7 protein-coding genes are annotated in these 6,454 nt (G+C 66.8%); 1 reads left to right on the top strand and 6 read right to left on the bottom strand.

Translation table 11 applies throughout. The features are described from left to right. Positions 1-871, bottom strand: an 871-nt coding sequence (locus IP65_RS17330; RefSeq protein ID WP_197279273.1) for an Hpt domain-containing protein, incomplete at its 3' end; no start/stop codon positions are given. Beyond that, positions 868-1,128 carry an STAS domain-containing protein gene (locus tag IP65_RS17325; RefSeq protein WP_022678594.1) on the bottom strand — a complete coding sequence of 87 codons (261 nt, stop codon included), beginning with the start codon at positions 1,126-1,128 and terminating at the stop codon, positions 868-870. The genes IP65_RS17330 and IP65_RS17325, both read right to left, overlap by 4 nt. Positions 1,129-1,409: 281 nt before the next feature. On the opposite strand from IP65_RS17325, the gene IP65_RS17320 reads away from it, so the two are divergent. Beyond that, entirely contained in the window at positions 1,410-2,450 is a 1,041-nt protein-coding gene (locus tag IP65_RS17320) for a chemotaxis protein CheB (RefSeq protein WP_022678595.1), read from the top strand. A 76-nt stretch (positions 2,451-2,526) separates the two neighbouring features. Here IP65_RS17320 and fliS read toward each other — a convergent pair whose 3' ends face one another. From fliS to fliR, 4 genes are all read right to left on the bottom strand, one after another. Beyond that, the gene (gene fliS, locus IP65_RS17315; protein ID WP_022678596.1) at positions 2,527-2,898 is read right to left on the bottom strand and encodes a flagellar export chaperone FliS; all 372 of its coding nucleotides are present in this window, start codon (positions 2,896-2,898) and stop codon (positions 2,527-2,529) included. A 66-nt stretch (positions 2,899-2,964) separates the two neighbouring features. After that, on the bottom strand, positions 2,965-4,437 hold the full coding sequence (gene fliD, locus IP65_RS17310; protein ID WP_054132432.1) for a flagellar filament capping protein FliD: 1,473 nt from the start codon (positions 4,435-4,437) through the stop codon (positions 2,965-2,967). Between the two features lie 64 nt (positions 4,438-4,501). Beyond that, on the bottom strand, positions 4,502-5,656 hold the full coding sequence (locus IP65_RS17305; RefSeq protein ID WP_054132431.1) for a flagellar biosynthesis protein FlhB: 1,155 nt from the start codon (positions 5,654-5,656) through the stop codon (positions 4,502-4,504). 14 nt (positions 5,657-5,670) lie between these two features. Then, a complete protein-coding gene (gene fliR / locus IP65_RS17300) occupies positions 5,671-6,453 on the bottom strand; it encodes a flagellar biosynthetic protein FliR (protein ID WP_022678599.1) in 783 nt (260 codons plus the stop codon). Position 6,454 lies beyond the last annotated feature (1 nt).

Genomic DNA, 6,454 nt, shown 5'->3' with positions numbered 1-6,454 from the left:
GGGCTGCCGGCAGGCGCACCGCCGGCATCACGGCTTCGCTGCCGATGGCGATTTCGCAATCGTCGCCCACGAAATCGAAAATGTCCCGCACGCTCGCTTCGTCAACGCTGCCGGGCATGCGGAACGTCCAGCCCAGATAGCCCATGCCGGGATCGAGCACGTCGAGGTGCGGCACTGCGCCAACCTCGCAATCGACGCAGGCGCCGCCCAGCTCCAGCACCTCGCGCAGCATCAGCATCGGCTCGCTGCCGTTGCGCATGGCGCCGGCATGGGGGCGGATCTTGACGATCCAACCGGCCGGGGCGTCCTCGCCCTCGGTGGCGTTTTCCGCCTTGTCGCTGGCCGCCATGGCGCCGGCAATGCTGTCGAGCATCGAATCGAAATCGAGGCCCATGTCATCGAACGCGGCGTCGTCGCTGCTGCTGCTGGCCGGTGCCGGTGCCGCTTGTGGCGCAGGCGCCGGTTCATGCGCCGCTGCCGGCGCAGCGCCGGCATTGGCGGCCATCGCGGCGGTCAGTTCGGCCTGGAGCGCGGCGTCGTCGGGCGTGTCGCCCTGGCCGCGCGCGGCCATGACATGGTCGCTCAGCGTATCAAGCGCGCGCAGTAGCAGATCGATCAGCGGCTCGGTGATCGCCACGGTGCCATCGCGCACGTCTGACAGCAGCGTCTCGAACGTGTGGGTATAGGCCTGCAACGCGATGAAGCCAAAGGCACCGGCGCCACCCTTGATCGAGTGGACCCCGCGGAACACGGCATTGACGGTATCGGCGTCCTGCGTGCCTTCCTTGCACGCGGCCAGGCCCTGTTCGGCCGCGGCCAGCGATTCCTCGCACTCGGCAAAGAAGATCGCCTGGATTTCTTCCGCGTTCATGCGTGCGCTCCGTCAAAGAGTTCGGTTTCCAGCCCGATCTGGCGGGCGGCTTCGCGCAGGGCGGGCGAGGGTTCGATCACCGCACCATCGCCGCTGCGCCGCGCGCTCACCAGAACCTGGAACATCGCCTGGCCCACATGGGTGCAGGCCGTGCCATCGATCTGCAGCGGGCCAGTGCCCAGCGCGGCCACCAGTTCGGGCAGCAGCACCTCGGCAGCCGCCCGGTCGCAGCGGGGTGGCAGAGTGATCGTGGGCATCGCGTCGGTTTCCCCTCGATAGCGCAATGACGTGAAGTCAGCTTTCTGGCGGCCGCTGCGTGGGGCGAATCGGCCGTTGCCAAGGGTTTGGCGCGGGCCGTGGGCAACACGGTGGCGGGTGGTCGACACAGGCTTAGCGGGAATGGGGAAAGGCGCGCTTTCCGCGCTCTTAGGGTGAGATACCTAGGGGCGCGGATGGAATTTGCACCGGGCTCGCTGGCTATGGATGGGCTTGCAGATGGCGCCGTGACAGTGGCGCCCAGACGAAGGTTTCATGATCCATGCACGAAGCTCGCGTTCTTGTGGTGGACGATTCGGCGGCGATGCGCGCGCTGTTTTCGGACATCCTCGACCAGACCAAGAATGTTGTCGTCGTCGGCGCTGCCGCCAATGCGGCAGACGCGCGCGAACGCATTGCGGATCTCAAACCCAACGTGATCACGCTCGACGTGGAAATGCCGGGGATGAGCGGGATCGAGTTCCTGGAAGAGATCATGGGCAGCAACCCGCTGCCGGTGGTGATGCTCTCGAGCCTTACCCAGGCCGGCACGGAAACCTCGCTCAAGGCGTTCGAGCTGGGCGCGGTGGAATGCTTTCCCAAGCCGCTCAAGGCCACGCCCGAACAGTTTGCCAAGACCGTGGGCAAGCTGGGCAAGATCGTGCTGGCCGCGGCCAATTCCAACGTGCGTGACCGGTCAAAGCAGCAGGCCAAGCGCGAGGCAGCCGCCGCCGAAGCGGCCAAGTTCACCTGGAACGGGCGCTTCGTGGCGTTCAGCGCCTCGATGGGCGGGATCGACGCCTTGACCACCATCCTGGCCGAATGGCCCGATGAATGCCCGCCCACGGTGATCTGCCTCCAGGCCGAACCGATGCTGGCCGAAACCTTCATCAAGCGGCTGGATACCGACCTGGGTTGCAGCGTGAAGATCGCCCGCGATGGCGCTGCCCTCGCCCAGGGCACGATCCACATCGCCGCCGATCCCGATCGCCACGTGGTGATCGAGCCGGGCCAGCCGCCCAAGATCCGCCTGATGGAGCGCGAGCCGGTGGAGGGCTCGCGCCCTTCGGCCAACCTGCTTTATGGCTCGATCGCCCGCGCCGGCATTCCGGCCGTGGGCGCGCTGCTCACCGGCATGGGCAACGATGGTGCCAAGGGTTTGAAACTGCTGCACGACAGCGGCATGGACACGATCGTACAAGATCCCAAGAGCGCCCTGGTCAGCGAAGCGCCAAGCGCCGCGATCGAGATCGGCGCAGCCGGCCGCCAGATCGCGCTCGATGATCTGGGCGCGGCGGTGATCGGCCTGTGCAACCAGAGCTGAGCCAGGGACCAGAAACGGCAAGGCCCGGTGACGCTATGGTGTCACCGGGCCTTGTGGCTGTGCGGAAAACGCGTGATCAGTGGCCCATCATGGCCTGGCGGATTTCAAGGAAATCCTGGCGGATGGTGTCCATCTTGGCCCCGTCGAAGCGCAGCGCGCTGTCGAGCACGGTGCGCCGGGCAGACTGGTAGAGCTGGATCAGCGCCGGGCCGGTCGGCGTCTGGCTGTCCACGCCCATCTGCAGCGCGGTCAGCGCCGAAACCGCGCGGGTAAGCGCCGCGCTCTTGGCCGCATTGTCGCCGGTCTTTTCGGCATAGATCGCCCGGCCGAGCGAGCCGGCCACCTGTTCCAGACACAGGTCGACCAATTGGCGCGGGTTGGCGCCGTGCACCCGCGCCTCGAAATCGACGCGGCGATAGGCTTCCCCCGGATCGCGGTTATAGCGCATGTCAGAACCCGTTGCCCCTCTGGTAATTCACGCTGCGGTTGTGCTCGGTCACGATCGCGATCGGCATCAGCCGCTCTTGTTGTTCCACGCCGTGATCTGGTTGGTCAGGAACGTCAGCGTCGATTGCGAATCCGAAACCTTGGTGGCCAGGGCGGCATAGCGCGTCAGCAATTGGCTGCGCAGCGTGGCCTGCTGGTTCTGCAGATCGGTCAATTGCGTGGTCAGCGTCGCCTGCTTGGTGCCCAGCGAGGTGATCACCCCGCCCAGCGAGCCGGGATCGGTGGTCGACGCCACCGAGCGCGAGATCGAATCGAACGTGGCATAGACGCCGTAGAGGCCATTGGTGAACATGGCCGCAACGCCATCGGGGTTCTTGCTCAGCGAATTGCCGAGCACCGTGGTATCGAGGCTGAACGTGCCATCGCGGTTGATCTTGAGGCCCAGGTCGCTGAGCGTGCTGGGCTGGCCGCTGGCGGCATTGGGCATCACCACCTTGCTGGCCAGCGTGGTCAGCGTCTGGCGCAGCGATCGCGCGCCGGGATTGTTGTTGAGCGAGCCGTTGGTGGGATCGGTATCCGATGTCAGCGTGCTGACCACCTGGTTCAGCGCATCGACCAGATCGGTCATCGCCGTCTGGATCGCGCTCGACGGATCGGAAAAGGTGATGGTGGTCGGCGCGCCGGTGTTGGTGCCGGTCAGCTTGAGCGTAAGGCCCGGCGCCGCATCGGTGATGGTGTTCGACGTGGCGGTGCGCGCCACGCCATCGAGCGTATAGGCCGCATCGGTGGCGGTGGACTTGAGCCGGGTGGCATCGCCCGCCGGCGTCCACGCCAGGCCAGCCAGCGTGGTATCGCCGGCGGCCGGCGTGGTTTCGATCTGAAAGCCGTTGGCCGCGCCATCGGCGCCCTTGATCACCAGCTGCGCGCCGCTCGCCCCGGTGGCGACATAGGCAGAAACCCCCGCGCCTGTGGCGTTGATCTTTTGCGCCAGGGTGGACAGCGTATCGCTGCTGGTCAGCGTGATATCGACCTGCGACCGGCTGGAATCAGCGGTGAATGCGCCGCCTGCCACGGTGCCAAAGCGCAGCGTGAACGTGCCCGATCCCACCGCGCTGGCGGTCGAGGCCATGGCCGGGCTGACCAGCGTCTGTCCCTTGGCCAGCTGCGTGACTTCCAGCGTGGAGGTGCCGCTGCCGGTGAGCGTGCCCTTGCTGACAGTGGCCACGGTGCTGTTGGTGATCGTGGGCGTGACCGCCAGATCGCCGGTGCGCACCCGGTCGCCCAGCGAACTGGCAAGCGAGCTGATCATCGACTTGAGTGTCGAGGCATCGGAAATCTGCGTGGCGACCTTGCTCTGCTTGGCGTTAACCGCATCGATCCGCGCGGCGTATTGCGCGGCGGAAAGCTGGTCGGCCAGGCCCGAGCTGTCGATCGTGCTGGCGCCCAGCGACGCCAGCAGCTTGGCCGTCGCCGAAGACGACGAAGTGGTCGAGGTGCTGGTCGACGCCGAGGTCGACGATGTCGATGAGGTCGTGGTCATACCTTCAAGAACGTCCGGCGGTTGAGGAGATTAAGGGCATTTCACCCGCGCGGCACGCGTGCCGTCAGACCAGCGCTTCGGGCCGGCCATCGGCGTCGAAGCGCAGCGCGATGGGCACGCTGACCATCGGCGCGGGCGGGGTATCGCCGCGCTTCAACGACATGACGAAAGCCAGGATCGCGGCGATCGGGCCATAGAGTTCCTCGCGGATCACCTGCCGCTCGCGCGTGGTGTAATAGACCGAGCGGGCCAGCGCGGGGTATTCCAGCGTGGGCAGGGCCAGTTCGGCCGCCAGTTCGCGCATGGCCAGCGCCTTTTCCCCGCGCCCCTTGGCCAGCACGATCGGCGCGGGCGCCAGAGCGGGATCATAGGCCAGCGCCACGGCAAAGTGGGTGGGGTTGGTAATCACGAACTGCGCCTCGCGCATGGCCTTGTTGACGCCGGCCATGGCGATCTGGCGCTGGCGGCCGCGGATCGCCGCTTTCTTTTCGGGCGAGCCTTCGCTTTCCTTGGTTTCGTCGCGGATGTCCTGAAGGCTCATGCGCAGGCGCCTGAAGCGGCGCACGAACTGCACCGGAAAATCGATCAGCGCGATCACCACCAGCCCCGATGCCAGCAGGACCAGCAGCGAGAGCATGGCATCCCAGGCATAGCCCAGCTGCCCGGCCAGCGCGCCCTGGGTGATCTGCCCGCCGCCCAGGCCAACCAGCGCCACCACCCGCCCGCGCATCCAGACATAGGCCATGGTGCCCAGCAGCGTCACCTTGGCCAGGCCCTTGCCCAGCTCGATCAGCCCCTGGATGCCGAACATGCGCGCCAGCCCCTTGGCTGGATCGAGGCGCGACCCCTTGGGCGCGAGGTTGCCCGCGTTCCACCGGCCAGACGAAAACGCCAGCTGCGACACCAGCGCCACCGCGATCAGCCCCACGCCGAGCACCAACACCGGCGGCAGCACATCGATCAGCGCGCGGACCAGGCGCTGGCCCGGATCGAAATGATCCAGGCTGTCGCGATCCCAGGAAAAGCCACTGCGCGTCACCTGGCCCAACTGGCCCAGCAGCCAGGGCCCGGCCAGCCATAGCCAGGCGATCCCGGCAAAGATTCCGGCCGCCGTACCCAACTCGCGCGAGCGCAGCACGTCGCCATTTTGTGCGGCATCGCGTTTGCGCTTTTCGGTAGGGGCGAATGTCTTTTCGCCGCTGCCTTCGCTCTCTGCCATGGCCAGTGCCCCCCCTATTTCACCAGCAGCGCCTGGGCCTGGCCCAGGCCCAGGGCGACCAGATCGGTCAGCGCATCATCGAGCAGCGGGGCCGAGGCGATCAGCGCGGCAATGCCGCCGAGCACGCCCATCGGCAGGCCCAGGGCAAAGATATTGAGGCTGGGCGCCGATCGCGCCAGCACGCCAAAGGTCAACTGCACCAGCAAGAGCAGCAGCACTACCGGCAGCGCGATGGCCAGGGCAGACACGAACATCTGCGTGCCGAACCCCACGATCAGCCCCATGCGATCGGGCGTGAACCAACCGCCACCGGGCGGAAACGCGCGATAGCTTTCCACCAGCAGCGAAAACCATTGCAGGTGCGCGCCCAGGCCCAGGAAGATCACCGTGAGCAACACCGAGAAATACTGCCCCAGCGCCGGTGAATGCGCGCCCGACACCGGATCGGCGGCGGTGGCAATGCTCATGCCCATGCTCGCCCCGATCATTTCGGCCGCGATCATCGGCGCGGCAAAGGCGAATTGCAGCACGAAGCCCAGCGCCAGCCCGATCACCACCTCGCCCGCCGTGGCCAGCAGGCCGGGCAGCGAAAACAGCGCGGCGGGTGCCGGGATCGTGGTCCAGTTGCACAGCATTACCGCCAGGCCGCCGGCCAGCACCACGCGCACCTGCATCGGCACTTGCTGGCTGCCGAACAGCGGGACGGCAAACAGCGCCGCGCCGCACCGCGTCATCAGGAAGATCATCCGCCAGAATTCGGTCTCCAGCGCGCCGAACCCGAAATTCATCGCGATCATC

Source organism: Novosphingobium sp. AAP1 (genome assembly GCF_001295765.1).
Taxonomy (GTDB): domain Bacteria; phylum Pseudomonadota; class Alphaproteobacteria; order Sphingomonadales; family Sphingomonadaceae; genus Novosphingobium; species Novosphingobium capsulatum.
The sequence above is the reverse complement of the archived record's forward strand: the minus strand, read 5'-3'. Positions and strand labels throughout refer to the sequence as shown.